The sequence below is a fragment of the Afifella aestuarii genome, from assembly GCF_004023665.1.
GTDB lineage: Bacteria > Pseudomonadota > Alphaproteobacteria > Rhizobiales > Afifellaceae > Afifella > Afifella aestuarii.
Map to the genome: position 1 here is coordinate 86,003 of NZ_SAUF01000005.1, position 25,023 is coordinate 111,025.

24 protein-coding genes and 1 riboswitch are annotated in these 25,023 nt (G+C 62.4%); of the genes, 19 read left to right on the forward strand and 5 right to left on the reverse strand.

The window, feature by feature from the left end:
* Positions 1 to 12 precede the first annotated feature (12 nt).
* The 3 genes from EO094_RS14630 to EO094_RS14640 all read left to right on the forward strand — a co-directional run bounded on the left by EO094_RS14630 (position 13) and on the right by EO094_RS14640 (position 3,978).
* Positions 13 to 1,101 carry an ABC transporter ATP-binding protein gene (locus EO094_RS14630; RefSeq protein WP_128293611.1) on the forward strand — a complete coding sequence of 363 codons (1,089 nt, stop codon included), beginning with the start codon at positions 13 to 15 and terminating at the stop codon, positions 1,099 to 1,101.
* A 432-nt stretch (positions 1,102 to 1,533) separates the two neighbouring features.
* A riboswitch (cobalamin riboswitch) is annotated at positions 1,534 to 1,745 on the forward strand.
* Positions 1,746 to 1,865: 120 nt separating this feature from the next.
* Entirely contained in the window at positions 1,866 to 3,116 is a 1,251-nt protein-coding gene (locus EO094_RS14635; protein ID WP_128293614.1) for a PocR ligand-binding domain-containing protein, read from the forward strand.
* The gene (locus tag EO094_RS14640) at positions 3,109 to 3,978 is read left to right on the forward strand and encodes a response regulator transcription factor (RefSeq protein ID WP_164879682.1); all 870 of its coding nucleotides are present in this window, start codon (positions 3,109 to 3,111) and stop codon (positions 3,976 to 3,978) included. The genes EO094_RS14635 and EO094_RS14640 overlap by 8 nt, the downstream gene beginning before the upstream one ends.
* Positions 3,979 to 3,990: 12 nt before the next feature.
* On the opposite strand, the gene eutJ is transcribed toward EO094_RS14640, so the two are convergent.
* From eutJ to EO094_RS14655, 3 genes are all read right to left on the reverse strand, one after another.
* Positions 3,991 to 4,839 carry an ethanolamine utilization protein EutJ gene (gene eutJ, locus EO094_RS14645; RefSeq protein WP_128293619.1) on the reverse strand — a complete coding sequence of 283 codons (849 nt, stop codon included), beginning with the start codon at positions 4,837 to 4,839 and terminating at the stop codon, positions 3,991 to 3,993.
* A 10-nt stretch (positions 4,840 to 4,849) separates the two neighbouring features.
* Entirely contained in the window at positions 4,850 to 6,058 is a 1,209-nt protein-coding gene (locus EO094_RS14650; RefSeq protein WP_128293622.1) for an acetate/propionate family kinase, read from the reverse strand.
* A gap of 98 nt (positions 6,059 to 6,156) precedes the next feature.
* Entirely contained in the window at positions 6,157 to 7,278 is a 1,122-nt protein-coding gene (locus EO094_RS14655; RefSeq protein WP_128293625.1) for a zinc-binding dehydrogenase, read from the reverse strand.
* A 414-nt stretch (positions 7,279 to 7,692) separates the two neighbouring features.
* On the opposite strand from EO094_RS14655, the gene eutS reads away from it, so the two are divergent.
* The 16 genes from eutS (at position 7,693) to EO094_RS14735 (ending at position 21,680) form a co-directional block, all read left to right on the forward strand.
* Positions 7,693 to 8,055, forward strand: a complete 363-nt coding sequence (gene eutS, locus EO094_RS14660; protein ID WP_128293627.1) for an ethanolamine utilization microcompartment protein EutS — start codon at positions 7,693 to 7,695, stop codon at positions 8,053 to 8,055.
* A 17-nt stretch (positions 8,056 to 8,072) separates the two neighbouring features.
* Complete coding sequence (locus tag EO094_RS14665) at positions 8,073 to 8,564, forward strand: EutP/PduV family microcompartment system protein (protein ID WP_128293630.1); 492 nt, start codon at positions 8,073 to 8,075, stop codon at positions 8,562 to 8,564.
* Between the two features lie 6 nt (positions 8,565 to 8,570).
* A complete protein-coding gene (eutM, locus tag EO094_RS14670) occupies positions 8,571 to 8,870 on the forward strand; it encodes an ethanolamine utilization microcompartment protein EutM (protein ID WP_128293632.1) in 300 nt (99 codons plus the stop codon).
* 34 nt (positions 8,871 to 8,904) lie between these two features.
* Positions 8,905 to 9,702: a propanediol utilization microcompartment protein PduB gene (pduB, locus tag EO094_RS14675; protein WP_128293635.1), complete on the forward strand. Its 798-nt coding sequence runs from the start codon at positions 8,905 to 8,907 to the stop codon at positions 9,700 to 9,702.
* A gap of 31 nt (positions 9,703 to 9,733) precedes the next feature.
* Positions 9,734 to 11,401 carry a propanediol/glycerol family dehydratase large subunit gene (locus tag EO094_RS14680; protein WP_128293637.1) on the forward strand — a complete coding sequence of 556 codons (1,668 nt, stop codon included), beginning with the start codon at positions 9,734 to 9,736 and terminating at the stop codon, positions 11,399 to 11,401.
* 24 nt (positions 11,402 to 11,425) lie between these two features.
* Positions 11,426 to 12,106 carry a propanediol/glycerol family dehydratase medium subunit gene (locus EO094_RS14685; protein WP_128293640.1) on the forward strand — a complete coding sequence of 227 codons (681 nt, stop codon included), beginning with the start codon at positions 11,426 to 11,428 and terminating at the stop codon, positions 12,104 to 12,106.
* A gap of 19 nt (positions 12,107 to 12,125) precedes the next feature.
* Positions 12,126 to 12,641 (forward strand): diol dehydratase small subunit, encoded by a 516-nt coding sequence (locus tag EO094_RS14690; RefSeq protein ID WP_128293643.1) that lies wholly within the window; start codon positions 12,126 to 12,128, stop codon positions 12,639 to 12,641.
* A 129-nt stretch (positions 12,642 to 12,770) separates the two neighbouring features.
* The gene (locus tag EO094_RS14695) at positions 12,771 to 14,609 is read left to right on the forward strand and encodes a diol dehydratase reactivase subunit alpha (RefSeq protein ID WP_128293645.1); all 1,839 of its coding nucleotides are present in this window, start codon (positions 12,771 to 12,773) and stop codon (positions 14,607 to 14,609) included.
* 3 nt (positions 14,610 to 14,612) lie between these two features.
* Entirely contained in the window at positions 14,613 to 15,275 is a 663-nt protein-coding gene (locus tag EO094_RS14700; RefSeq protein ID WP_128293647.1) for a glycerol dehydratase reactivase beta/small subunit family protein, read from the forward strand.
* Positions 15,266 to 15,958: a BMC domain-containing protein gene (locus EO094_RS14705; RefSeq protein WP_128293650.1), complete on the forward strand. Its 693-nt coding sequence runs from the start codon at positions 15,266 to 15,268 to the stop codon at positions 15,956 to 15,958. The genes EO094_RS14700 and EO094_RS14705 overlap by 10 nt, the downstream gene beginning before the upstream one ends.
* A gap of 79 nt (positions 15,959 to 16,037) precedes the next feature.
* Complete coding sequence (locus EO094_RS14710) at positions 16,038 to 16,820, forward strand: PduL/EutD family phosphate acyltransferase (protein WP_128293653.1); 783 nt, start codon at positions 16,038 to 16,040, stop codon at positions 16,818 to 16,820.
* A gap of 21 nt (positions 16,821 to 16,841) precedes the next feature.
* Entirely contained in the window at positions 16,842 to 17,657 is an 816-nt protein-coding gene (locus EO094_RS14715; RefSeq protein WP_128293656.1) for a flavoprotein, read from the forward strand.
* A 19-nt stretch (positions 17,658 to 17,676) separates the two neighbouring features.
* Complete coding sequence (locus tag EO094_RS14720; protein ID WP_128293659.1) at positions 17,677 to 17,925, forward strand: EutN/CcmL family microcompartment protein; 249 nt, start codon at positions 17,677 to 17,679, stop codon at positions 17,923 to 17,925.
* Positions 17,922 to 18,902, forward strand: coding sequence for a cob(I)yrinic acid a,c-diamide adenosyltransferase (locus EO094_RS14725; protein ID WP_128293661.1), 981 nt, complete (start codon positions 17,922 to 17,924; stop codon positions 18,900 to 18,902). Before EO094_RS14720 ends, EO094_RS14725 begins: the two co-directional genes overlap by 4 nt.
* Positions 18,903 to 18,929: 27 nt before the next feature.
* Positions 18,930 to 20,354 carry an aldehyde dehydrogenase family protein gene (locus tag EO094_RS14730; protein WP_128293663.1) on the forward strand — a complete coding sequence of 475 codons (1,425 nt, stop codon included), beginning with the start codon at positions 18,930 to 18,932 and terminating at the stop codon, positions 20,352 to 20,354.
* Between the two features lie 414 nt (positions 20,355 to 20,768).
* Positions 20,769 to 21,680, forward strand: a complete 912-nt coding sequence (locus EO094_RS14735) for a DUF7973 family transport facilitator (protein WP_128293665.1) — start codon at positions 20,769 to 20,771, stop codon at positions 21,678 to 21,680.
* A 263-nt stretch (positions 21,681 to 21,943) separates the two neighbouring features.
* Here EO094_RS14735 and pflA read toward each other — a convergent pair whose 3' ends face one another.
* Both pflA and pflB read right to left on the reverse strand, forming a co-directional pair.
* The gene (pflA, locus tag EO094_RS14740) at positions 21,944 to 22,762 is read right to left on the reverse strand and encodes a pyruvate formate-lyase-activating protein (protein WP_246008544.1); all 819 of its coding nucleotides are present in this window, start codon (positions 22,760 to 22,762) and stop codon (positions 21,944 to 21,946) included.
* The gene (pflB, locus tag EO094_RS14745; protein WP_128293667.1) at positions 22,725 to 25,010 is read right to left on the reverse strand and encodes a formate C-acetyltransferase; all 2,286 of its coding nucleotides are present in this window, start codon (positions 25,008 to 25,010) and stop codon (positions 22,725 to 22,727) included. The genes pflA and pflB overlap by 38 nt, the downstream gene beginning before the upstream one ends.
* Positions 25,011 to 25,023: the final 13 nt, after the last annotated feature.

The window sequence follows — 25,023 nt, forward strand, 5'->3', positions numbered from 1 at the left end:
GAGGTGACCGCCATGGCCCGAGAGCTGCAAGTTGAACTTCGAGGCGTGCGTAAGAAGTTCGGGGCCGCGGAGGTGATCCGCGGTGTCGACCTCGGTGTCGAGCCCGGAGAATTCGTCGTCTTCGTCGGACCGTCTGGATGCGGGAAGTCGACGCTCCTGCGCTTGATTGCGGGGCTGGAGGAGATCACCTCCGGCGACCTTCTGATCGAGGGGCGTTCGGTGAAAGATTTGTCGCCTGCCAAGCGCGGCATCTCGATGGTGTTCCAGTCCTACGCGCTCTATCCGCATCTGACCGTTGAAGAGAATATGGGCTTCGGCCTGAAGCAGGCGAAGGTCGAGAAGTCGGAGATCAAGCGGCAGGTCACGGAAGCGGCAGAAATGCTGCGCCTGTCGGAGCTTCTCCAGCGCAAGCCGCGGCAATTGTCCGGCGGACAGCGCCAGCGTGTCGCCATCGGTCGTGCGATCGTGCGCGATCCGAAGGTCTTCCTGTTCGACGAGCCTTTGTCCAACCTCGACGCAGCTCTGCGCGCCCAGATGCGCATCGAGATCGCGCGCCTGCATCGCGACATGGACGCCACGATGATCTACGTCACGCACGATCAGACCGAGGCGATGACGCTCGCCGACCGCATCGTGGTGTTGAACGAGGGGCGCATCGAGCAGGTGGGCACGCCGCTCGAACTCTATGGCAAGCCGAAGACCCGTTTCGTGGCGAGCTTCATCGGCAGCCCGCAGATGAACTTCCTGCCGGTGCGCGTCGCCGGAGCATCGGAGGGAAGTCCTTGCCTCAAGCTCCCGAACGGGGTCGAAATGGCTTTTCCGGAAGCGCCGGCGGCGGCGATCGATCGGGACGATGTCGTGCTCGGCATCCGTCCGCATGAGATCAAGTTCAGCCGCGAGAAGACCGAAGGTATTGCGGCCGAGATCGTCGTCGTCGAGACTTTCGGCAACCACACGCTTCTCTATGCCAATATCGGCGAGGATGATCTCGTGACCGTCGAGACGGCTGGGATCAGCGATGTGACGACGGGCGAGCGCGTTTGGCTGAGCTTCGATCCCGCCCATTGCCATTTCTTCGACGGGGATGGTCAGGCTCTATAGTTCGGGCCGAGGCTTTGACGGCATCGGCCACCTCCGTGCTCGAAGGGGTGTCCGGAGGAGGCGACCCAGAGGAGGTTGCTGGAGGGGACACGGGCAGTCCGCCTCTGTTGCAAAAATCCTGTACTGAAAGGCGCTATTCGTCCCGTGGGGTGATGCCTCTGAGGCCAGACGAAGAGGGTGTCGAGACCTGGCAACATGTGGCATTATGGCCGGATCGGGGCGCGGGCGCCTGTAGAAATCGTCATACATCGAAGTATTACCCTCCAATTCCGATGTAAATATTACGAATATTGGAGCTTCGAATGGCCGTTTTATGGCAAAAAGCAACCTGCACGCGCTAAAAATAAACCGAAAATAGAATTTTCTCCTATTGCCGGTGGGTAACGAAAGCGTTAGCGGCCTTGCCGACTTGACATATGCCTCTCTTAGCGCCAGTAAAAGCCCGTTACCGGTTTCCGAGCGCGAGAGTGCAAGGATGAAAAGGGAATACGGTGAGGCCTACCAAAAAGGGGCCGAAACCGTAGCTGCCCCCGCAACTGTGAGCGGAGAGCAGGGCTGGGAGTGCCACTGGCGCGAAAGTGCTGGGAAGGTAGCCCTTGCTTGGTGCCGCGAGCCAGGAGACCTGCCGGTGATGTGCGTCGGGCTGTGTGGGCTGTCGGCGTACAACGAGGGATGTCGGGGTCTGCATCCAGCGACGAAAATCACGGCGGGCAGCGCTTGCGCTTGCTTGTCATCTTTCGGCGTTGGGCAGGTCGGTCATCTTGATGGAAGAGCATTTCCCAACTCATAAGTGGCGGATCCAGGACTTCGTCGACGTCCCGACGTTGCAGAGGATCCAGGACACGTTTGCCAAGGCCATGGATATGGCGGCGGTGACAGTTGGTCGCGACGGGGTTCCCGTCACCAAAACAAGCAATTTCCAGCCTGTGTGTCGTTTGATGCGTTCCACCCCCGAAGGGTTGCGGCGCTGTCATGCATGCGATGCCTGCGGGGGCCTCGCCGCCTACCGGTCTGGCCGGCCGGCAACCTATGTCTGCCATGCCGGGCTCGTCGACGTCGCCGCGCCGATCATCATCGAGGACGAATATCTCGGCTGCCTCTTGTGCGGCCAGGTGATGCTCGAAAGTGAACGCGAGCGCACGATCCAGAACGTGCTCGACCGAAACGGTTCAATTGGCATTGCTCCGGCTGAACTCGAGGAAGCCGTCTATGCCATGCCGGCGGCCGATCGAGATCGCCTCGATTCCGCTGTCGAGATGCTGATGCTGGCGGCGAGCCACATCATCGAGATTGGCAAGACGAACCTGATCCAGGCGCGCCTCCTCAAAGAGGTGAAAGCCAAGGCGGCCACGGAAAAGGCGCTGCAGGATGCGCAGTTGCGGGCGTTGCAGGCGCGCGTCAATCCGCATTTCCTGTTCAATTCCTTGACGCTCATTGGCTACACGGCTTTCGAGGAGAAGGCGGTGAAGACCGAGGAGGTCGCTTATATGCTGAGCGACATCCTCCGCTACAGCCTGCGCAATCTCGCCACTTCGGTACCGCTCAGCGAAGAATTCGACATGATCGAACGCTGCTTGCGCCTCCACCAGCTTCGCTTCGGCGACCACCTGAGCATCGAAGTCGATCTCGACGAAAGCCTGCGCAATTGGCCGGTCCCGTGCATGGTTCTGCAGCCGCTTGCCGAGAACGCTATCGTGCATGGGGTGGAAGCGCTCTCGCGGCCGGTGCGTGTGCGCGTTTCGGCCCGGAGGGTAGGCGATCGCGGCTTGATCGAGGTTTATGACAACGGCGCGGGGATGAGTGAGGCTCAGGTCGCCGCGCTCAACAACGATCGTTGTGTCTTGCAGCAGGCGGAGCGCAGCCGCGCGGCTCTCGGACTGCAGAGCGTTATCACCCGGCTCGACAGCGAGTACGGCAACGACTTCGATCTAAAAGTAACAAGCAGATTGAATGAGGGAACCCGAATTGAGCTTTCCTGGCCACTCGGCGACTATGCGCAGCTCGAAAATGCTTGAGCTCGCACGCACTGAGCGTTTTGCGTCCATGTTTCAAGGCGCTTTTCAGCAGGAGTCCTCGGTTCGGCCCGGCCTTTTGGTGGCCGACGACACGCCCATCATTCGCTCGACGGTCAGCCGCGTCGTGGCGGCGGAGGCGCTCGACTTCGCCAATGTCTGGGAGGCCAAGAACGGCTCCGAGGCGGTGGAGCTGGCGCGGCGCGAGCATCCTGAGCTTATTCTGATCGACATCAAGATGCCTGGCGTGGACGGGTTGGAAGCGGCGGCGATCATCAAGGCCGAGCTGCCGCGCACGCGGCTCATCTTCCTCACGGCTTATGATGAATTTGCCTATGTGCAACGCGCTCTCAAGATCGGTGCGCTCGACTATCTTCTGAAGCCGATCCGTCCGGCGAAGCTTGGCGAATTGTTGCGGAAGCTCCACGGTGAGATCTGCACGGAATTGAGTGCGTCCTCGTCCGCCTCCGATGCGGAGATCGCGCGGGACGTGACGTCGGCTGCCACGCCCTGTGCGCCGGAGAGAGATCCGGTCAAGCGTGCGATCGCCTTCATTTCCGAAAACTATGCCGATGAAAACATGTCGCTCTCGGCTGTCGCCAATGTCGCGCATCTCAGCCCGTCGCACCTTGCGCACCGTTTTCGCGAATGTGTCGGCATCAGCTACAAGCAGTTTCTCACCGAGAAGCGCATCGAGGCGGCCAAGGATCTGCTCTTGACGACCGACACGACCAACGAAGCGGTCGCCGAGCAGGTCGGCTATGCCAACGTCACCAATTTCTATCGCCTGTTCCAGCGTGAGACAGGCATGACGCCGGCGCAGTTCCGCCGAAGCGAGAAGGAGCCGGTGCCGGACGCGCAATGATCTTCGCGCCGCCTATTTCTGGGGCGGCGCGCCTGTTTTGTCTTCACGATCATGCATGGCGATGCCAATCGGCGTCACGAACATCGGGTGAGACGGCAGCTTCGTCGGGATTCCGGTCATCTCGGCCACGATGTCGGCCATGCCGGGCATCCCGCTGGTGCCGCCCACCAGATGGATGGTCTTGACGTCGTACGGGGCGATGTGGCGGGCGACGATGCTACCGACCTTCTGCATAACCGGTCTGACCAGCGGATAAAGTGAACGGGCCCTTTTTGGGTCCTTTTTGATGTCTTCCGCCTCCTCGAAAGAAACGCCGAGAGCGCCTGAAAGCACCAGCGTGAACTGGGTCCCGCCAGTCGCCTCGTCGGCCGTATAGACGACTTCGCCATCCTTGAAGATCGCAACGCCCGTCGTGCCGCCGCCGACGTCGACCACCGCCCCGTCCTTGATCTGCAGGAGGGCATTGGCCGCTGTCGGTTCATCGACGAAATGCTCGCATTCGAGCCCTGCACCGATGACGACATTCTGCGTTGCCTTCACCTCCGCCGGCGCAACGCCAGGAGGGTAGGAGGTCGCCGCACTCTCGAGCGCGAAGCCGAGATCCGCCTCAACCTCCGCCTTCATGCGCGAAAGGATCTGCATGGCGCCGATGAAATCCACCACGAGGCCGTCCCGCACGATCTGCGCGAATTGATAGCGCCCGGCGAGCGGCTGTCCGTCCTCGTCGAGAACGACGAGGACGGTATAGGCCGTGCCGAGGTCGACCCCGACATGAACCCGGCCCTTGTAACCCTGCCGAGCCGGCGTCTTGTTGAAGACGCTGACTGCACGGGCGAGGATGTCGTCGGCGTGGCTGTTCATCGTTCCTGCCTCACGCGGCTTCTGCTCTCGCCTTTTCGGTCAGGCGAAGTGTGTCGATGGCGATCATCTTTTCCTCGTCGGTCGGCACGACCATGGCCGCCGTCCTGGAATCACGGGTGCTGATCCGCCCGTCGTCGCCCGGCGCCTCGTTGGCGTCGCTATCGATGGCAATGCCGAGGAAGCCGAGCTTCTCGCAGATCCGCGCTCGCATCGAGGGGCTGTTCTCGCCGATGCCTGCGGTGAAGACCAACGCATCGAGCCCGCCCAAGGCGGCTGCATAAGACCCGATATATTTCCGCGTCATGTAGGCGAACATCTCAAGCGCGAGCTCGCAACGTTCGCAGCCACCCTCGGCGCGTTCCTCAACTTCTCGCATATCGTTGCTAATGCCTGAGACGCCGAGGAGACCGCTCCGTTTGTAAAGCATGGCCTCGATATCATCGAGGCTCATGCCGAGTTGCTTGTTGAGATAGAAGATCAGCCCCGGATCGACGTCACCAGAGCGCGTGCCCATCATAACCCCGGAAAATGTGGCGAAGCCGATGCTTGTATCGATCGAGCGTCCGTTCTCGATCGCGTCGATCGTGACGCCGTTGCCGAGATGGCAGATGACCATTTTGAGCTCGTCCACGGGTCTGCCGAGCATGTCCGCCGCCATCTGATTGACGAAGCGGCACGACGTTCCGTGGAAACCGTAGCGACGAATCCGGTGCTCGCTATAGAGCTCGTATGGCAGGGCGTAGACATGCGCATATTCGGGCATGGTCTGGTGGAAGGCGGTGTCGAAGACGACCACCTGCGGTACGTCCGGCAGCAATCTGCGCGCCTCCACGATGCCGACGAGATTCGGCGGGTTGTGAAGCGGGGCGAGCGGGACGCATTCTTCCAGCTTGGCGATGACTTCGTCATTGATCACCGAGGATTTGACGAAGGTGTCAGCGCCATGAACAGCGCGGTGGCCGACCGCCGTGACATCGCTGATGTCGTCTATGACCCCGACCTCCGGGTCGAGCAGGAGGTCGATCATGGCCGTGAAGGCCGTGTGATGGTCCGGCACTGGCACCACGCGGACATGTTTCTCTCCGTGAGCGGTATGTTCCAGCCGTGAGCCCTCTTCGCCGATCCTGCTGACGAGACCTTTGGCGGTGACGATCGTGAGATCGGTGGTGTAGAGCTGGTATTTCAGCGTCGAGCTGCCGCAATTGATAACCAAAATCACCGGTGAACACTCCGCAAGCATGGCCGCACTACCTCTGCGAGGCGTGGGGCGCCGGTTTTCGTTGAGCCGTGCCGCATCGCGGCCGTTGGCGAGGGATGTCAGAGGCTGGCCAGGACGCGCCCCACGATCTGGCGAATGAACTCGTTGTCGTTGGAGACGCCGCTGCCAGCTTTCTTGGCCGCATCGGTGGAGAGGACGACCTTGATTGCCTGCTCCTCGGCCGCGTTCTTGAAGATCTCGTAGGCGTCGAGGATCTGGTTGATGTGGAAGTGGTGAGAGACGAGGCTCGTCGGGTCGAGTCTTCCCGCCTGGACCATCTTCAAAAGGACCGGCACCGTGCTGTTGTCGACGACGCCCATGCGCAGAGTGATGTTGCGCGTCCAAAGCGTTTCGCTGTGCAGTTCGGTGCTCTTGTGGAAGATGCCGATATTGGCCATGCGGCCGCCGGCGGCGAGGATCTCCTGCGCCAGCTGGAAGGTCGCCGGATTGCCGATCACCTCGATGACCGCGTCCGCGCCGCGCCCTTCGGTGAGCGCCATAACCTTCTCGCGCGCCTTGCCGTCTTTGTTGTTGATGATATCCGTGGCGCCGATTTCGAGAGCCTTGGCCAGGCGATTGTCGTCCAGGTCGATGGCGATGATCCGGGCCGGCGAGTAGAATTCCGCGGCGAGGATGGTCGCCAGTCCGACGGGCCCCGCACCGATGACGACGAGCGCGTCGCCGAGGCCCACCTCCGCGCGTTTGACACCGACTTCGAGGCCGGTCGGCAGAATGTCGGCCAGCATCAAAGCGGCCTCTTCGTCGACGCCGTCCGGAATGCGAAAGAGGCTCGAATCGGCAAGCGGAATGCGCGCATATTCGGCCTGCACGCCGTCGATCGTGTTGCCGAGTAGCCAGCCGCCGCGTTCGCAGCTCGAATGAAGCCCCCTGCGACACGGCTCGCAACGCCCGCAGGACGTGTTGCAGGGAATGATGACATGATCACCGACCTTGAGATCCTGGACAGCGGCGCCGACCTCGGTGATGTAGCCGGTGGCCTCATGGCCAATGGTGCGGCCAGGCTGAACGGTGGGCACACCGCCGCGCAGAATCGCAAGATCCGTGCCGCAAAGCGTCGTTTTGCTGATCCGGACAATAACGTCGGCCGGGTGCTCGATCTTCGGGAGGGGTTTGTCTTCCCAGGAGATCTTTCCAGAGCCGTAATAAACTAAAGCTTTCACAATAGACGCTCCAGATGGGCCCACTTGTCCGGGCGCGACGCGGGTTCCACGGGTCACGCTGCGCATTGTCCGGCCTATAGCAAAACGGGCACGTATCTCTGGTTGTATTTTTGGAGCAGAGAGTATCGTAGGCCATTGCTGGCGTAATCGGTACCCTCACGCACAACACAACTGGCGACCGCAAACCCTTATGAATGCGGCAGAACCGGCTTTCTTAGCTGGTACTTTCTTATGGGGTGGAAGAGGGCGCGGCAATGCAATTAGCCGCTATGGTTGTGCACTTTTCGGCTGAGTTCGTACACTATCAGGCGGAACAAAAGCCGATTTGTGGAGTGCATTCGCCGGTCCGTGCATTGAAGGCGTGACCCCCGCCGTCTAAAACCGCGACTGTCTCAAAAGGAAGAACAACTAAGCATGTCGCGGACGCAGTTCGACCAGGAAGAAGTATCGACACGTATTATTCAAGAATACGTGCCTGGCCGGCAGGTAACGATTGCTCATATTATCGCAAATCCGGACGCCGCTTTGTGCCAAAGGGTCGGTCTGGAGGATGCGGAGGCGGTCGGGATCCTAACCGTGACGCCGGGCGAGGGCACGATCATAGCTGGCGATCTGGCGATGAAGGCGGCTGATGTCACCATCGGTTTCCTGGACCGCTTCAGTGGCACGCTGGTGGTGTGCGGCAGCCTGGATAGCGTCGAGGTCGCCGTCGAGGCGGCCAATCGTGGGCTCCAAAGTGTCCTTGCCTTCTTCCCGGCCAAGGTCACGCGGACATGAGGCGGGGCGGGGTGGCAATGGCTGCAGCGGAAACTCCCTCCGAGCGGCGCTTCATGGTGCTCGGCTCCGTCGGCTTCGGCAAGACGACTCTGCTGCGTGCTCTTGAGGGTGCGGGCGAGGCGGCACGCAAGACCCAGATGGTCGACTACGCCGGCTGGGGCATCGACACCCCCGGGGAATATTCCGAGATGGGGATGTTCCGGAACCATCTGATCACGACAGCGAACGACGCGGCAGTGCTCCTGGTGATCCAGGATGCCACACGCGCGCGCTCCAGCTTTCCGCCTGGGTTCTTCCTGATGTTTTCCCAGACCGTCATCGGCCTGGTCACAAAGATTGATCGTCCCGACGCCGACATCGCTCATGCCTCACGGCTGCTTCGCGATGCCGGGGTGCGTGGGGACATCTACCCCGTCTCTGCGGTTGAAGGCACCGGCATTGAGGAATTGCGCCAACGTCTTCTTGCCCTGGGACTGGTTCACCACAGCGCTTCTAACACAGAGGAGTGAAGCAACATGGCAAATACACCGGGTGAAGCCCTTGGCCTGCTGGAGACGAAGGGTCTTGTCGCGATGGTCGAGGCGGCCGACGCGATGGTCAAAGCGGCCAACGTCACGCTGATTGGCACGGAGAAGATCGGCTCTGGTCTCGTGACCGTCATGGTCCGTGGCGATGTCGGCGCCGTGAAGGCTGCCACCGATGCCGGTGCCGCTGCGGCACAGCGCGTCGGTGAAGTGGTTTCGGTCCACGTCATTCCGCGGCCGCACATGGATACGGAAAAGCTGCTGCCGAAGCTTCCGGGCGCCTCCAGCTGATCTGTACGCACTAGTCATTAAAGGATGACACGCCATGGACGATAAACTCCTCGACCAGATGGTGCAGCAGGTGATGCAGAAGATCGGCGGCAACGCCGGTGCTGCTCCGGCTGCTCCGGCTGCGTCGCAGCCCGCCACCAAGCATCCCGGCCTGACGGAATTCGTCGGGACTGCGGTCGGCGATTCGATCGGCATCGTGATCGCCAACCTCGATCCGAAGCTCCACGAAATGCTGGGCTACGACCCGAAGTACCGCTCGATCGGCATCCTGAGCTCACGCACGGGCGCCGGCCCGCACATCCTCGCCGTCGACGAGGCCGTGAAGGCCACCAACACCGAAGTCATCTCGATCGAGCTTGCTCGTGACACCAAGGGCGGGGCGGGCCACGGCTCCCTGATCATCCTCGGTGCCGAAGAGGTGTCGGATGCCCGTCGCGGTATCGAGGTTGCCCTTAAGGATCTGCAGCGCACGTTCGGCGACGTCTATGGAAATGACGCCGGCCACATTGAGCTGCAGTACACCGCACGTGCCAGCTACGCCTGCAACAAGGCTTTCGGTGCCCCGATCGGGCGCGCTTTCGGTCTTTGCGTCGGTGCTCCTGCCGGTATCGGTGTCGAGATGGTCGATGCCGCTGTGAAGTCGGCAGACGTCGATCTTCTGGGCATTTCTTCGCCGGCCAAGGGCACGTCTTTCTCGAACGAGGTCATCGGCTTCTTCAGCGGTGATGCCGGCGCGGTCCGCCAGGCGGTCGTCACGGCGCGCGAGATCGGCGTGAAGCTCCTCGGAACGCTTGGCTCGGAGCCGAAGACGGACGGAACTCCGTACATCTGATCGAGAGCCAGCCTTAGCGAGGAATAAAAGTATGGCCAAAAGGCATAAAAGATTTGAGGCTCTGGAGAAGCGGCCCGTCAACCAAGACGGGTATGTGACGGAATGGCCCGAAGTCGGCATGATTGCCATGGGCAGCCCGAACGATCCGAAGCCGAGCATCAAAGTCAAAGACGGTGTGATCGTCGAAATGGACGGTCGCACGGTTGACGAGTTCGACTTCAACGAACTCTTCATCGCCAAATATGGCATCAACGCCAAGGTCGCCGAAGAGATGATGGCGATGTCGGCTGTTGATATCGCCAGGATGATCGTCGACATCAACGTGCCGCGCGAGAAGGTCGTTCGCGTCTTCTCGGGTCTCACGCCTGCCAAGATCGCAGCGGTGATCGACGAGCTTAACGTCGTCGAGATGATGATGGGCGTGCAGAAGATGCGTGCCCGTCGCACCCCGGCGAACCAGGCTCACGTGACCAACACCCAGGACAATCCCGTCCTGATGGCGGCCGACGCGGCCGAGGCGACCTGCTACGGCTTCGCCGAGATCGAGACGACCGTCGCGGTGTTCAACTATGGCCCGTTCAACGCGCTTGCGCTTCTGATCGGTGGTCAGGTCGGCCGTCCGGGCGTCCTCTGGCAGGACTCTCTGGAGGAATCGATCGAGCTCGAGCTCGGCATGCGCGGTCTGACCGCCTATGCGGAAACGGTCTCGGTCTACGGCACGGAGCGGGTGTTCATCGACGGCGACGATACGCCGTGGTCGAAGGGCTTCCTGGCCTCTGCCTACGCCTCACGCGGCATCAAGATGCGCTTCACCTCCGGTACCGGTTCGGAAGTGCAGATGGGTTACGCCGAAGGCAAGTCGATGCTGTACTTGGAGATCAAGTGCATCATGCTGACCAAGGCGGCCGGCGTGCAGGGCCTGCAGAACGGCTCCATCTCGTGCATCGGCGTTCCGGCCGGCGTCCCGGGTGGTATCCGTGCTGTCCTCGGTGAGAACCTCGTCACGGCGTGCCTCGACCTCGAGAACGCGTCGGGCAACGACCAGACCTTCTCGCATTCCGACATGCGTCGGACGGCCCGCCTGTTGATGCAGTTCCTTCCGGGAACCGACTTCATCACCTCTGGCTATTCGGCCACGCCGAACAAGGACAACATGTTCGCCGGTTCCAATGTCGACATCGACGACATTGACGATTGGCTGATCATTCAGCGCGACCTCAAGGTCGATGCTGGTCTTGTCCCGAGTTCGGAAGAGAAGATCGTGGAAGTCCGCAACAAGGCCGCCCGCGCCATGCAGGCTGTCTTTACGGAACTCGGTCTGCCGACGATCACCGACGAGGAAGTCGAAGCCGCGACCTACGCCCATTCGAGCGACGACATGCCGCCGCGCGATAAGGTGCGGGACACCAAGGCTGCGCAGGACATCCTGAAGCGGGGCATCACCGGTCTCGATGTGATCAAGGCTCTTGCCAAGCAAGGCTTTGCGGATGTGGCGAACTCCGTTCTGTCCATCCAGAAGCAGCGCGTGGCGGGTGACTACCTGCACACTTCGACGATCTTCGACACCGACTTCAACCCGATCGCTGCCGTCAATGACCTGAACGATTACCAGGGCCCTGGCACTGGATATCGGGCCGAAGGCGAGCGCTGGAAACAGTTGCAGACGATCCGTCAGGCCATTCGGCCTGAAGATCTCTAAGCCGCGGTCAGGAGATAGACAGAAATGGCACAGATCACAGAAGCAGCTGTCCGTGACGCGGTTCGGGAAGTCCTGGCCCAGATGCAGCTGGCGGAAGACAAGAGTGCGAAAAGCACTCCGGTTTCCGCCTTTGCACCGGTCGACAACTCCGCCGCCAAGATGACACTGCGTGAGGTCGGCCCTGCCAAGCAGGGTACGGAGCCGAACGAAGTCGTCGTGGCTCTTGCCCCGGCCTTCGGCGACAAGCTGAAGGAACAGACGATCACTGGCATCCCCCACGCCAAGGTGTTGCGCGAAATTCTCGCCGGCATCGAGGAAGAGGGCTGCAAGGGACGCGTCATCCGGGTCAAGCACACCTCCGACGTCGCTTTCGCCGGCAATGTCGGTGCGAAGCTCGCCGGTTCGGGCATCGCCATCGGCATCCAGTCGCGGGGCACTTCGGTCATCCACCAGCGAGACCTGTTCCCGCTTCAGAACCTGGAGCTGTTCCCGCAGGCGCCGGTGCTCGACCTTGAAACCTACCGCTCAATCGGCCGCAACGCTGCGCGCTACGCGAAGGGCGAGACGCCCGATCCCGTGCGCCAGAAGAACGACCAGATGGCCCGGCCGAAATACCAGGCCATCGCTGCGGTCCTCCACATCCGTGAAACCAGCTTCGTCGATCGCAATGCGAAGCCGGTCGATCTGGAAGTGAAGTTCAGCTGAGCGGACAGGGAGAAAAACAATGTCACAGCAAGACCTGATCAACTCCATTGTTCGCGAAGTGCTCGCGGAGCTGGGCAACGGCGGTTCCGCCGCTGCCCCCAGCAAGGCATCGGCAAGCGGAAAGCTCGACCACACGAAGGACTATCCGCTCGCCAAGAATCGCCCCGAGCTGGTCAAAACGCCGGGCGGCAAGTCGCTTGAGGACATCACTCTTGAGGATGTCCTCAACGGCAAGATCGGCCCGAACGACATCCGCATCACGGCTGATACTCTGGAATACCAGGCTCAGATTGGTGAGAGCGTCGGTCGCCCGCAGTTCGCGGCGAACCTTCGGCGCGCTGCCGAGATGACCCGGGTTCCCGACGACCGGATCCTGCAGATGTACAATGCTCTGCGTCCGAACCGTTCGACGAAAGCCGAACTGCTGGCGATCGCGGACGAGTTGGAGAGCAAGTTCGACGCACAGATTTGCGCGGGCTTCGTTCGTGAGGCGGCCGACGTTTACGAGCGTCGCGACGTCCTCCGTAAGGACTGACGAAAACGGACCGACCAAACTCCTGCACGTTGCTCCCCCTTGGAGTTTGGTTCTCTGCGAAACGGCGGGTGTACCCCCAATTGGCCCGCCGTTTCGCACCTTCCTCAAAGCAAACCTATTGGAAGAAAAATGAAGGTCGCGGGCGTCGATATCGGAAACTCGACCACGGAAGTTGCCCTGGCCGAATTGGGCGCATCAGGTGGAGTGCCGAATTTCCTGGCCTCCAGCCGCATGCCGACGACGGGCATCAAAGGCACCCTGGCGAATGTGCCGGGTGTGGTGCGCGCGCTTGAGACGGCTGTGCAGCAGGCTGGGCTCGCGTTGGGCGACATCGACCTTGTTCTTCTGAATGAAGCGACCCCGGTGATTGGCGATATCGCCATGGAAACGATCACCGAGACGATCATCACCGAGTCTTCGATGATCGGTCATAATCCGAATTCTCCGGGCGGGCTCGGCATCGGTGTCGGCGTCACGCACGACATCAGTGAGCTTGAGACAGCCCCGAAAGACGAGGCGATCATCGCCGTCGTCCCGAAGACCTACGATTTCACCCGCGCCGCACAGATGCTGGCAGCGGCGATCGAGCGCGGCGTCGATGTGACGGCCGCGATCGTGCAGGGCGACGACGGTGTTCTGATCGCCAACCGCCTTCCCAAGAAGTTGCCGATCGTCGATGAAGTGAAGCTCATCGATCAGGTGCCGCTCGGCATGCTCGCGGCTGTCGAAGTGGCCGATCATGGCCAGGCGATCCAGCAGCTCAGCAATCCGTATGGCATTGCGACGCTCTTCAAGCTGACGCCGCAAGAAACGACGATGATCATTCCGATCGCCAAGGCCCTCATCGGCTTGCGCTCGGCCGTGGTCATCCGCACCCCCGCCGGCGACGTCCAGACCCGGCACATTCCGGCTGGTTCGCTGAAGCTTATCGGCGAGCGCCGCACGGTCGACGCGCCAATGGATTCCGGCGCTGACGCGATCATGGATGCGCTCGCCGAGGCCTTTCCGCTCAAGGATGTGGAAGGCGAGTCCGGCACCAATGTCGGCGGCATGGTGGCGCGTGTGCGTCAGACCATGAGCAACATGACGAAGAAACCGGCGTCGGAGGTGCATATCCGCGACGTGCTGGCGGTCGATTGCCTCGTGCCGCAGCGGGTTTCGGGTGGCCTCGCCCAGGAATTCTCGATGGAGAATGCCGTCGGGCTTGCGGCCATGGTCAACACTGACAAGCTTCTGATGGAGCAGCTTGCCGAAGGTCTGCACAAGGAGCTCGGCATCAAGGTGCAGCTCGGTGGTGTCGAAGCCAATATGGCGATCCTCGGCACACTCACGACGCCGGGCCTCGACACGCCTTTGGCGATCCTCGACCTCGGTGCCGGCTCGACCGACGCAGCGATCCTTGAAAAGGACCGTGACGTGCGCTCGGTCCATCTTGCCGGCGCCGGCGACATGGTCACGCTCCTCATCCAGCGTGAGCTCGATTTGCCGGGCGGCAACGAGACGGACATCGCCGAGCAGATCAAGCGCTTCCCGCTGGTGCGTGTGGAAAGCCTGTTCCACGTCCGCCACGAGGACAACACCGTGCGCTTCTTCGAGGAGCCGCTCGATCCGAAGCTCTTTGGCCGTGTCGCCCTGATCACCCCGGACGGGCTTTCGCCGATCCCGACGCACCACACGCTGGACCGCATCCGCGAGGTGCGCCGCGAGGCCAAGCGCCGCGTCTTCGTGCGCAATGCCATGCGGGCGCTCTCCGCGGTCGCGCCGGCCGGCAACATCCGTGAGATCCAATTCGTCGCCGTCGTTGGCGGTTCGGGGCTCGACTTCGAGGTCGCCCGCATGCTGACCGATCAGCTCGCCCATTACGGCACGGTGATCGGCACCGCCAATATCCGCGGCGCTCTCGGCCCTGTGAACGCCGTGGCGACCGGCCTCGTCCTCAGCCATGCGCGGCGTCAGGGAGCGGTCTGAGCTATGGCCGAGAAGTCCGAACGTCCCACCATCAACGTCGCGGTCGTCCGCGGAGCAACGCCGTCGCTTTACGAATGGGTGTTGATCGGCGCTGAGGAAGAGGGCGTCCCGACCAAGATGGCCGAGGCGGCTTCCGGCGATGTCGTGGATGCGGCTTATGCGGCTGCGATCAGTTCGCGGATCGATATCGGTGTTGCGATCGGCGCTGACGCGATCGTTCTGCACGAACGGCACATGCCGCCCGAAAAGCCGGTCTTGACGATTCCCTACGAAGGCAAAGCCGAAGCCGTCTGTCGCCGGGCCGGCGCCAATGCCGCCCGCATGGTGGCACGCCTTCCGCTGCTCTTCGAAGACGCGGTCGAGGATGTCGACGAGCGCGTTCGGCCGGCCTCCGAACGACGCGCCGCAGCACAATCGGCGGCATCCGTTCCGGCTAAGACTGCTGCCGCCCTTCGGGATGGCAACGGCGGGGGCGTCCCGACACAAAGCCAGGCGCGCGCCGAAGGCGGTGCTGGGGGCAATTGCACAAATCAACAAGCGGCTGAGACAGCAAGACGGCCGGCCGGCGAGGCCTCTCCCGAGCTTGCTCTGAGCGAGGCCGACATACGCAAGATCGTCAAAATCGTCGTGGCGATCATCAAAGAACGAGGAACACAATGGCGCTGAAGGCTCTGGGATTGATCGAGGCCATTGGCCTGCCGACTGCGATCGCAGCGGCGGACGCAGCGGTGAAATCCGCCAATGTCGTGCTGCTCGGCTCCGAGACCGCAAAAGGCGGTGGACGCATCACCATCAAGCTCGCTGGCGACGTCGGTGCGATCCGCGCGGCGGTGGCCGCGGGAACGGCCGCTGGTGCCAAGGTCGGGCGGATCGATGGTCAGCTGATCATCCCGCGCCCGCACGACACGCTCGAAAGCCTGATCCTGCAGGCCGGTGGCAAGCCGAAGTCGGAGGCGCCGAGCGAGGCCGCCCCAGAGGCGCCGGCGGCAGAGCCTGCGGCCGCTGAATCTGCGCCGGAAGAGGCGAGCTCCGAGGCCGCCGGTTCCGAGGACAGCGCCGAAGGCGAAAGCGACGCCGAAGACGACCAACCCAAGGCTTCGGAGGTGACCGGGCCGGTCGCTGAAGAAGCCACCCAGGTCGAGACGTCCGCCGCAGCCGATGCAACCCCGCAAGAGGAAGCCCCGTCCGGGGCAGCGGCCGATAGCAACGATGAGGCGTCCGACGAAGCTGGTGATGAAGACGCCGATGACACCTCGGATGGCGAGACGGGCGAGACGAATGCGACCGGTGAGCACGCGGCCTCAAACGGCCGGCCCCGCAAGGGACGGCGCTCCAGAAGAAAATACTGACGGTCGGTGAAGACCGCGTCGCCGACGATTGGAACGGACGAAGAAGACCGCGCCGAAGGCGCGACTGAGGAGTAACTCGATGGAAATCACCGCCGAAACGATCGAAGGGGTCACCAAAGAAGTGGTCCGGCGTCTTTCGCAAGCGGGAGCGGGCGCGGCTAAGTCGACGGCGAGTGCACCACCGGCTGCGGCCAAGACTGAGGTGACGCCGCCCAAGCCTGAGGCTGCCCAGAGCGAGGTGCCGACGAAGCCGGTCATTCGTAACGGCAATCTGGAACTGCCGGTCTACACCGGCGTCTCCGTCCGCCACATCCATCTCTGCGACGAACACGTGAAGGTGCTCTTCGGCGAGGGCTACGACCTGCAGGTCTACAACGAGCTTTATCAGAAAGGCTATTTCGCCGCGAAAGAGCAGCTGATCGTCGTCGGTCCGAAGCGGGCGATCGAAAAGGTTCGCGTTCTCGGTCCGACCCGGGCGTTCTCGCAGGTCGAACTGGCACAGACGGATGCCACCAACATCGGCCTGAAGCTGCCGGTGCGCACCGAAGGCAGCGAAGAGGGAACGCAGCCCGTCACCCTCGTCGGACCGCGGGGCACTGTGCGCTTGCCGGGCGGCAAAGGCGGCGGCGCCTTCCAGGCGCGGCGCCACATTCACCTCAGCGACGATGTTGCCCGCGAACTTCGCGTCAAGGCCGGTGACCTTCTCGATCTCCGGGTCGACGGTCCAAAGCCCACGACGCTGCACGGCATCTTTGTGCGCGTGAAGGCGGGCTGGCGCACCGAATTGCACGTCGACACGGATGAAGCGAATGCGGCCGGCATCCGGACCGGCCAGATGTGCACGCTCATCATTCCGCGCTGAGGAGGCTGAAGGGAGAGGGCGATGGACGAGGCAATCGTCGACATGGTCGTCGCCAGAGTGATGGCGCAGCTTGAGGGCGAGACGCTCGACACCTCACCGCGGCGCGTCGTCATGCTGCTGAGCGGGGCTGCGAGTGGCTTTTACGCCGCGCGCGAAGGCATCCGCCGCCTGAGCGCCTCCAAGCACGAGCTCAAAGTGCTGATGACGCCGGGTGCGCAGCATGTCCTGACCGAAGATCTGGTTCGCCAGGAGGGCGCGAAGACGATCCTTCCTTACGATCCCTGGCTCGATGTGCCCGAGCTCATCAAGGGGTGCGACCTGCTCCTCGTGCCGTGCCTGACGATGAACCTTGCCGGTCGTCTTGCCCTCGGGCTCATGGATTCCCCGGCAACGACGCTCTTTCTGGGTGTGCTTCTTGCGGGCAAGCCGGTCATCGCCATTCGCAACGGCGCCGATCCTGCGGACAAGCGCGGCGAGGTCATGGGGTCAAAGCCGGACGGCTCGCCCGTTCTCTGGTCGCTTCTGCAGGAATACCTCGCCCGGCTCGCCGCCTTCGGCGCGGAGATGGTCGACAAGCAAGACTTCTTGATGCGGATGGAGCGCCACCTCGTGACGTCGCGCCACGTGACGGAGGCGCCTGCCGTTGTTCCCCAGCAGTCGGCCACGGTCGCCGCTGGGATATCGAACACGGTGACGCCAGCCGCGAAATTCGTGACCGCCAACGAGCTCCTGGGGCTTGCGCCTGGTTCTTCAATCAGCCTCGCGCCGGGGCAGGCTTTGACGGCCCAGGCGCGCGATGCTGTCGAGCGCCTGCATCTCAAGCTCGTTGCCGCGTGACAGTGAAAGGACGACTGAAATGCAACTTGCAACGGTAATCGGAACTGTCGTCGCCACGCGCAAGGATGATGCGCTCGTTGGCTACAAGCTCCTCGTCCTGGAAACCTCGGACGGCTCCCGTATCGTCGCCATCGACCTCGTCGGCGCCGGCGGCAGCGACACGGTTCTCTACGTCACTGGCGGCGCTGCGCGCGTGAAGCTGGATAAACCAAGCCCCGTCGACGCGGCTGTCGTCGGCATCGTCGACACAGTGGATGTGCGGTCATGAGCGTCTACACAAAGGGCGGAGACAAGGGCGAAACCTCGCTTCTCGGCGGTCTGCGTGTCCCTAAGGACAGCCTGCGGGTGGAAGTCTACGGGACCCTCGATGAGGCCACCTCGGCTATGGGCCTCGGGCGTGCCTCCTGTGAGGATGACGAGCTGCGCGGCGACCTCCATTGCCTCCAGCGCGAGCTGATCGACGTGATGGCAGAGGTTGCCTCCGGCTTTGACCCCGACAAGCCGCGCAAAGGCAAAGTCTACCGCGTCGAGCCGCACCAGGTGGAACATCTGGAGAAACTGATCGACGCCTATCAGGAAGAGCGTGTCCCCCAGAGAGGCTTCGTGACGCCTGGTGGAACACCGGCTGCGGCAGCCCTCGACATGGCTCGCACCTTCGTGCGCCGCGGCGAGCGCCGTCTCATCGCACTCGGCCGGGAAGAAGAGATCAACCCGGTTCTCTTCAAATATTTCAATCGCTTGTCTGACTATCTTTATATGGCGGCGCGCATCGACGAGCAGCGTGCGGTCGTTCGCGAAGTCACCAGGCAGATCAAGAAAGCCAAGGCCGAACCCGAGGAGGGGACGATGACGGAACTCTGCCTGTCAGATTGCGATCAGCTGGTGGAAGCCGGAATTGCCCGTGCGGACGCCATTTCCGTGCCGATGGTGCTGGTCGTCGTCGACGCGGCCGGTGATCTGATCGAGCTGCGCCGCATGAAGGGCTCGCTGGGCGTCAGCCTGAAGCTTGCGCCGCACAAAGCCTATACGGCCGCTGCCGTGCGCTCGCCGACCCATGAGATCGCGAAACTATCGCAGCCCGGCGGTCCACTGTTCGGCATCGACAGCAACATTCCGAACTTCACGCTGGTCGGCGGGGGGCTGCCTCTTGAGCGCGGCGGCCGCGTCGTCGGCGCGGTGGGCGTAAGTGGTGGATCCGTCGAGGAAGATATCGATGTGGCCCGCGCGATGGTCGCGGCGCTGTGAGAATTCTGTGAAAGGAAAAGACACGCTATGGCTGTAGAAGACAACACAATCAGCGAGATCGTTCGCCGGGTTCTCGGTGAGATGGGTGGACGGCCAGACGCTGACCGTTCGGCTCTCCGGCCGCAGCCGGTCACGACCGGGCAACGTGGCGTCTTTGCGAATGCGGACGATGCCATCCTTGCCGTCGAGCGTGCCAATGCGGAGTTCCGTAGCGTCAGCCTCGCCAAGCGCAAGGCGATCGTCGACGCGCTGCGGGAAGTGACGATCGAACATGCGCAGGAACTGGCTCAGATGGCCGTTTCCGAGAGCCGCATGGGCCGCGTCGAGGATAAGGTCAAAAAGCACCTGGCGATCGCTGAAAAGACGCCCGGTGTGGAAGGCCTGCCGACGAACGCCATGGTCGGCGATTTCGGCCTGTCGACGGAGGAGCCGGCGCCGTTCGGCACGATCCTCGCCGTGACGCCGACGACCAATCCCACGGCGACGCTGCTCAACAATGCGATCAGCATGCTGGCGGCTGGCAACACCGTGTATTTTGCGCCGCATCCGCGTGCCCTGAAGACATCCCTGCACTGCATCGACCTCATCAACGAGGCCGTGGAGAAGGCGGGCGGTCCGGCCAACACCTGCGTGACGACGAGCTCCGTCGATCTCAAGGTGGTTCAGGGCCTGATGCGCCATCCGAAGATTGCGATCCTGTGCATCACAGGCGGTACCGGCGTCGTCAGTGAAGCGATGACGAGCGGCAAGCGCGTGATCGGCGCCGCTGCGGGCAACCCACCGGTCTTGGTCGACAACAGCGCCGATCCGGCGAAGGCCGCCCGCGAAATCATCGCCGGCCATTCCTTCGACAACAACCTTCCGTGCATCGCCGAGAAGGAAGTCATCGCGACCTCCGGCATTGCCGATAACCTCATGGCGGCTTTCGGCCGTTGCGAAAATGCCGTCGTTCTCGGCGCAGACCGTCTGCCGGAGCTCGAGCGCATCGTGCTCAACGAAAAGCGGACGGGTGGCGCGCCGAAGATGATCGGCCAGAACGCCAACGTCATCCTTCGCGAACTCGGCATCGATGCGGGCGACGACATCCGGGCCATCATCGTGGAGACCGACCGGAAGCATCCGTTCGTGGTGCACGAGCTGATGATCCCGGTTCTCGGCGTCGTGCGCGTCGGCAACTTCAAGGAAGCGGTGGATGTCGCCGTGGAGCTTGAGGGCGGCAACCGTCACTCGGCCATCATCCATTCCTCCGACGTCTATCACATGAGTGAGTTCGGCAGGGCGATCAACACGACGATCTACGTTAAGAACGCTCCCTCCTATGCCGGTATCGGCATCGGCGGCGAGGGACATACGGGCTTCACCATCGCTGGGCGGACCGGCGAGGGCATTGCGACCGTGCGCACCTTCACGCGTGTTCGCCGCTGTGCGCTCGTTGGGGCGTTCTCGCTCTAGACAAGACTGCGAAAATGCATGCGAGAACGGTATCGTCTTCGCCCGCTAAAGGGCTTCGCGACCGGGGCTGGGGCACAAAGGCGCCCGGTCGCTGAACCGTCTTGCAACCGTTGCCAGCCCTCAACGCGAGGGCTGGCCGCGGACGGCCGCCGCGACGCCATCAGCACAGGCGGATGGGGTGTGGAGCCTTCCGTCTCAGAGCTGGGAAGCCAAATCGGAATCTGAAACAAAGAAATCTGCCGGAAACGGCGGAGCGGGGAAGATTTTCCCAAAAACTGCAGGCCGGCGGGGGATTGAGAAGCAAAGTACATCTTATGGAGCTCGGTATGGCAAGTGGCGGCAGCTTCATTCGTGCTTCGACTTTTGGCCAAGGCTTGGATCTTGTGAAACAGTGACGACCTCTTGGAGGGCAAAATGACGGTCCTAGGAATAATTGCCGCATTTGGCGGGGGGATATTTGGAGCTGCCATCGGCGCCTTGCCGGCGTTCGAGATGGTTGGCTTCCTCGTGATGATCGGTGTGGCGGTGCAGCTCGGTGTTGCGCCAGAGGCGACCGATTTCTTCGGTTTGCCGTTTGGTGCCTTCGGCCCCCATGTCGGCGGCTTTGCCTCAGGTGTCGCCGCAGCAGCCTATGCTGCGCGCCGCGGCAAGTTCGATTCGGGCAAGAACATCCTTGCCGGGATGATGGGTCTTAAGGCGCCGGACGTGCTTCTCGTCGGCGGCGCATTCGGTATCTTCGGTTATATCGTCCAGTACTATCTTGCTCTCGTGCCGGCTTTCGGCGAAGGGCTCGCCTGGACGGATACGGTCGCTCTGACTGTCGTCGTCAGCGCCATCGTCACCCGCCTCATGTTCGGCAAGGCCGGCCTGTTCGGAACGCCCAAGGAGGGCACGACCCGCTGGAACCCGGGAGAAGCCGATCGCTGGCTGCCCTTCCAGAGCACGCTCGGCCAGCTTGTCGTGATTGGCCTGGGTGTCGGCATCTTCGGCGGATACCTCGGAGATCTCTACGGTGGCGCCGGATGCTTCCTCGCCTTCGGTATCTCCGCGGCCTCGTTGATCTTCCTTCAGTTCGGCGTTTCCGTTCCGGTCACCCACCACATCGCTCTGCCGGCCGCTTTGGCGGCTGCGGGGTCGGGTAGCCTTCTGTGGGCGGGAGTCGTTGGCGTGATCGCGGCGCTGCTCGGCGAGTTCTTCGCCCGGCTCTTCCACGATCATGGCGATACGCACTTTGATCCGCCGGCAACGACGATCGCCACCATGACGCTCACGGTGAACTATCTGTTGTCGATCGGCTTCTTCAGCCTGGTGCCGCTGCCCTACTAAGGTCAGCAACGAAAGCACCCGAATGATTTTGCCCTCCCGCCGGAGATCGGCGGGAGGGCTTTTTTGTGGGAGAAAAGACTGTGTAGCCGGTTCCAGCTTGGGCCGAGTGAATGCACACGCGAAATGGTCGGGGCGAGGTCGGGGAATGCCCGAGCACGAGCCTCACGCGAAGATGAGCAGAATTATTGTCAGATCTCGGGCGCCTTGACGGCGACCCGGCTCTCAGTGCGAGACGGAGGGCAAAGCCTGCGCCGCTCAGCAGTCTATGTCGCGAGAAGACCCCGAGCCCGGAAAATGTTGCGCACCCGCTCTGTCTCTTCGAGCTTCGGTGGCTGTGTGCCTGCCAGACGATAGGCCTTGTCCAGGCGGGGCCATTTGTAGGCGCCGAGATCGTGATAGGGCAGGACGTCGACGCGCTCGACATTCTTGAGATCGGCCACATAGCGGGCGAGGGCTTCGATTTCCGCCGTATTGTCGGTGAAATCCGGCACGAGGACGTAACGAAGCCACACGGGCTTCTTCATGGCAGAGAGCCGTTCGGCGAAATCGAGCGTCGGGCGCAGACGCACGCCTGTGACATTGCGATAGGTGGCTTCCGAGAACGCCTTGATGTCGAGGAGAACGAGGTCGACATCCTCCAGGAACGCGTCATCGGCGCGCGCACCGAGAAAGCCGGATGTGTCGAGCGCCGTGTGCAGGCCGAGCTCTTTCGATGCCCGCAGGATCGCCCGGCAGAATTCGGGCTGCACAAGCGGTTCGCCACCCGTCAAGGTGACGCCGCCGCGCCCGCGCTTCAGGAAGGGCGCGAAGGAGGCAATCTCCGCCGCGATGTCGTCTGAACTCTGCAGCTTCCCCTTGCGCATGTGCCACGTGTCGGGGTTGTGGCAGTAGCAGCAGCGCAAAGGGCAGCCGGAAAGAAACAGCACGTAACGGAGGCCGGGCCCGTCGAGTGTGCCGCCCGTTTCGAGCGAATGCACCCAGCCCTTGACGCAAGGCGCCGCCGCGGCCTCGGGTGCTTCGCTCTGCGTCACCTCCTGAACGAGATCAGTGGCGCTGGTGGAACGTGCGGCTGATGACGTCAAGCTGCTGCTCCCTGGTCAGCTTGATGAAGTTCACGGCATAGCCCGACACGCGGATGGTGAGCTGCGGATAGAGCTCTGGATGATCCATCGCGTGCAGGAGCGTCTCCTTGTCGAAGACGTTGACGTTCATGTGGTGACCGCCGGCCGCCACATAGCCGTCGAGCATCCCGACCAGATTTTCCGTCCGCTCCTCCTCGGTCGGTCCGAGTGCGGATGGGACGATCGTGAAGGTGTATGAAATGCCGTCCTGGGCATGTTCGTAAGGCAGCTTCGCGACACTCGCCATGGAGGCGAGGGCGCCCTTGCTGTCGCGGCCATGCATCGGATTGGCGCCCGGTGCGAAAGGCTCGCCGGCCTTGCGGCCGTCGGGCGTCGATCCCGTCTTCTTGCCGTAGACCACATTGGAGGTGATGGTCAGAACCGACTGCGTCGGCGTCGCTCCGCGATAGGCCTTCTGCTGGCGCAGAATGTCCATGAAGGTTTTGACCACCCAGGAGGCGATGTCGTCGACGCGTGCATCGTTGTTGCCGAACATCGGATATTCGCCGTCGATCTCGAAGTCGGTGGCAAGCCCGCGCTCGTCGCGGATGACCTTCACCTTGGCGTGCTTGATGGCCGAAAGGCTGTCCGCCACCACGGAAAGACCGGCAATGCCGCAGGCCATGGTGCGAAGCACGTCGCGGTCATGCAGCGCCATCTCGAGGCGCTCATACATGTACTTGTCGTGCATGTAGTGGATGGCGTTGAGCGCGTTGACATAGACCCGCGCCAGCCATTCGATCATGGGCAGAAACTTCTCCACGACCGTGTCGTAGTCGAGCACATCGGCCGTGATGGGCGCGAAAGCCGGCACGACCTGCACGCCGGACTTCTCGTCGCGGCCACCATTGATGGCGTAGAGCAGGGCCTTTGCGAGATTCGCGCGAGCGCCGAAGAACTGCATCTGCTTGCCGATCTGCATGGCCGAGACACAGCATGCGATGCCGTAATCATCGCCGTAATACGGCCGCATCAGATCGTCGTTCTCGTATTGCAGCGAGCACGTCTTGATGGAGGTCTCGGCGCAGAATTCCTTGAAGCCCTTGGGCAGCTTCTCCGACCAGAGGACCGTGAGATTGGGCTCTGGCGCGGGGCCGAGGTTGTGCAGCGTCTGCAGCATGCGGAAGCTCGTACGCGTGACGAGCGTGGAGCCGTCGAGAGCCATGCCGCCGAGAACTTCCGTGACCCAGGTCGGGTCGCCGGAAAAGAGGGTGTCATATTCCGGAGTGCGCAGGAAGCGGACGAGACGCAGCTTGATGACGAACTGGTCGATGAGTTCCTGTGCCTGGGCTTCCGTGAGGGTGCCTTCGTCGAGGTCGCGCTGGATATAGATGTCGAGGAAGCTCGATACTCGGCCGAGCGACATGGCCGCGCCATTGGCTTCTTTCACGACCGCCAGATAGGCGAAATACGTCCACTGCACCGCTTCGCGCGCATTGGTTGCCGGCTGGGAAAGATCGAAGCCGTAGACCGCCCCCATCTCCTTGAGTTCGTTCAGGGCCTTGATCTGCTCGGCGATCTCCTCGCGCAGCTGGAGAATTTCGGCGTCGAGCGGGCTCACCTCCAGCGAGGTCATCTGCTCCTGCTTGTCGGCGATGAGGCGGTCGACACCGTAAAGGGCGACGCGCCTGTAATCTCCGATGATGCGGCCGCGCCCGTAAGCGTCGGGAAGACCGGTGATGAGCCCGGACTTGCGGCAGCGCAGGATTTCATCGGTGTAAACGTCGAAAACGCCGTCATTGTGCGTCTTGCGGAGGCTCGGGAACACCTCTTTGAGCTTGGGCGAAGGTGTAAAGCCATAGGCTTCCAGGCCCTTCACGACCATGCGCCAGCCGCCGAACGGCATGATCCCGCGCTTCAGCGGCTTCTCGGTTTGCAGTCCGAAAACGACTTCCAGATCGCGGTCGATGTAGCCCGCGCCATGCGAGGTGATGGAGGAGACCACCTCGGTGTCGGCGTCGAGAACGCCGCCCTTGGAGGCGCGTTCCTCTTTCAGGAGTTCGGCAACCTTGTCCCAGAGGGCCTTCGTCCGTTTGGTCGAGCCGCTGAGGAAGGAGGCATCGCCCTCGTAAGGCGTGATGTTGTCGAGGATGAAGTCGCGGAGGTTGACTTCGTGCTGCCACGCGCCGGGCTTGAAGCCACGCCACGGGTCGTTCGTCGTCGGGAAGTCGTTGAGATCGACGCGAGAGGACATCACTATGGCGTTCATTGTCACTCCTTGT